We start from the raw sequence: 2,729 nt of genomic DNA on the forward strand, positions 1-2,729 counted from the left end.
AGCCGCTCGCCGCCGCTGAGCGCGCCGACGCGCTTGTCGGCGGCGACATTGCGGAACAGGAAGGTCGCCAAGGCTCCGCGCGCGGCGTTGTCGCTGGCGTTCGGGTTCAGGCGGCGAAATGCCTCGACCAGGGTCTCGTCGTCGCGAAGCATTGCGGTGCGCTGGTCCAGCAAGGCGGCCCGGACCGCGCGGGTCACGGTTCCCAGCGTCGGCGACAGGTCTCCGACCGCCAGACGGATCAGGGTGCTCTTGCCGGACCCATTCGATCCGGTGACCGCCAGCCGTCGAGGACCGGACATGCGAAACGAGACGCCCGCCAGAAGCGGGGCGCCGCCAGGCCAAGCGAATCCCACCTCGTCGAACGCCAGCACGGACTTGCCCGCCGGAAGCCCGCAAGAGGGCAGCTCCAGCGCCAGCCGACGCAGGCGCTCCACCCGTCCCTGGGCGTCGGCCAGCTCCGCACCGGCCTCAGCGGCCTGGCGCTGGGCCAGCAGGTTCCCGCGTGCGCCGGTGTTCTCGGCGCGCTCGGCCCGGGCGCCCAACAGGACTTTCGGCGCATCGCCCTTGGCGGCGGCTCGGCGGCCGGCCGCATCGCGGCGCGCCTTCTTCTCCCGAGCGACCTGCGCCTCCCGCCCGGCCTGGGCCACCGCACGCTCCGCCTGGGCCAGGTCGCGCACCGCCGCGTCCTCCTCCTCGGCCTTGCGCTGGGCGTAGACGTCGAAGTTCCCGCCGTAGACCTTGGCCCCCAGGCTGGTCAGGTCGACGATGCGGTCCATGGCCCGCAACAGGTCGCGGTCGTGGCTGATCACGACGGCGCCGCCTTTCCAACCGGCCAGCACGTCGGCGACCAGGGCGCGCGCGTCGGCGTCCAGGTTGTTGGTGGGCTCGTCCAGCAGCAGCATGTCGGGCTGGACGGTCAGCAGGCCGGCCAGGGCCGCGCGGGTGGCCTGTCCGCCGCTAAGCGACCCCGCCGGCCGCCGCGGATCGAGGCCCGCCAGGCCGACCTGAGCAAAGGCGGCGGCCAACCGGGCCTCCAGGGTCCAGTCCGCCGCGTCGAAATCGGCCTCGGTCCCTGCGCCGGTCTCAATTCGGGCGAGCCGCGCCAGGGGCTCATCTAGCCCCAGCACCTCGGCGACCGTGGCCTTGAGCGGCGGGCTAAAGGTCTGGCGCAGGACGCCGAGACGGCCGAGCACGCCGACCGAGCCCGTCGTCGGGGCGATCTCACCGAGCATGAGGCTGAGAAGCGTGCTCTTGCCGACGCCGTTGCGCCCGACAAGGCCGGTGCGTTCGGCGCCGAAGGCGAGCGTCAGGTCTTCAAAGAGAGTCCGGCCGTCAGGCGTGGCGTAGGACAGGCCGTTGAGTGTCACTAAGGGCATGGTCGACCTTGGAGAGAGCAGCGTTCGGGACGAAGCGGATGTCTCGGGCGCGTTCCATGGTCGGGGCCTCCTGCAGAGGCGGCCGATATAGGCGATCCTTCAGGTCGCCGCAAATCGCGGTTTTCGGACATGTCGTCGAGGCGATACTTGCGATCCCCGCGGCGGTGGCGGATTTGAAAGCAAGGGGCGGAGTTCGCCGCAGATCCACAGGGCCTATCCCATCGTCAACACGATCGATGGAGCAACCGAGATGCAGATCGCAGACACATCCGACGAAGGCCGCTGGGCCGCCGTCCTCGCCAAGGATCCCGCCGCCGACGGTGCGTTCTTCTATTCCGTGCGGACCACGGGGGTCTATTGCCGTCCGTCCTGCGCCGCCCGTCCGGCCCGACGCGAGAACGTCGACTTCCACCTGAGCACCGCCGAGGCCCGGTCCGCTGGTTTCCGCGCCTGCAAGCGGTGCCGCCCTGACGAGCCGCCCCTGGCCGAACGTCACGCCGCAATGGTCGGCGAGGCGTGCCGCGCGATCGAGGCCGCCGAGGAGGTTCCCAGCCTGGCGGCCCTGTCGCGGTCGGCGGCCATGAGCCCCTATCACTTCCACCGGGTGTTCAAGGCGGTCACTGGCGTCACGCCCAAGGCCTATGCCGAGGGCCACCGCACCCAGAAGGTCCGCGAGGCGCTGACCGCCGGCGGCAGCGTCACCGAAGCCATCTACGACGCCGGCTTCAACTCGAACGGCCGCTTCTACGCCAAGTCGGCCCAGGTGCTGGGCATGACCCCCACCCGCTTCCGCGCCGGCGGCGAGGCGGCGACGATCCGGTTCGCCATCGGCGAGTGTTCGCTGGGTTCGATCCTAGTGGCCGCCACCGAGGTCGGGATCTGCTCGATCCTGCTGGGCGACGATCCCGAGGCCCTGGTCCGTGACCTGCAGGACCGTTTCGACCGGGCGACCCTGGTCGGCGCCGATCCCGCGTTCGAGACGCTGGTCGCCAAGGTGGTGGGCTTCGTCGAGCAGCCGGGGCTGGGCCTCGACCTGCCGCTGGACGTTCGCGGCACCGCCTTCCAGCAGCGCGTCTGGCGGGCCTTGCGAGACATCCCGGCGGGCGAGACCGCGGGCTACCTCGACATCGCCACGAGGATCGGTTCGCCCAAGTCGGTTCGCGCGGTGGCCCAGGCCTGCGGCGCCAATCCCATCGCGGTCGCCATCCCCTGCCACCGGGTGGTGCGCACCGACGGGGCGCTCTCCGGCTATCGCTGGGGCGTGGAGCGCAAGCGCGCGTTGCTGGACCGGGAGGCGGCGGCGTGAGCGCCCGGATCGACGACCAGGACTGGCCCGCCGCCCTCGCCGCCCTC

2 protein-coding genes are annotated in these 2,729 nt (G+C 71.6%); one reads left to right on the forward strand and one right to left on the reverse strand.

All coding sequences use genetic code 11. The features are described from left to right. Positions 1 to 1,376: ATP-binding cassette domain-containing protein (locus tag RMO04_RS04315; protein WP_309643565.1), on the reverse strand; the 1,376-nt coding region annotated here is incomplete at its 3' end. A 250-nt stretch (positions 1,377 to 1,626) separates the two neighbouring features. Between RMO04_RS04315 and ada the strand changes: the two genes are divergently transcribed. Continuing rightward, complete coding sequence (gene ada, locus RMO04_RS04320) at positions 1,627 to 2,682, forward strand: bifunctional DNA-binding transcriptional regulator/O6-methylguanine-DNA methyltransferase Ada (RefSeq protein WP_309643566.1); 1,056 nt, start codon at positions 1,627 to 1,629, stop codon at positions 2,680 to 2,682. Positions 2,683 to 2,729 lie beyond the last annotated feature (47 nt).

It is taken from the genome of Phenylobacterium sp. (assembly GCF_031412415.1).
Lineage (GTDB): Bacteria > Pseudomonadota > Alphaproteobacteria > Caulobacterales > Caulobacteraceae > Phenylobacterium.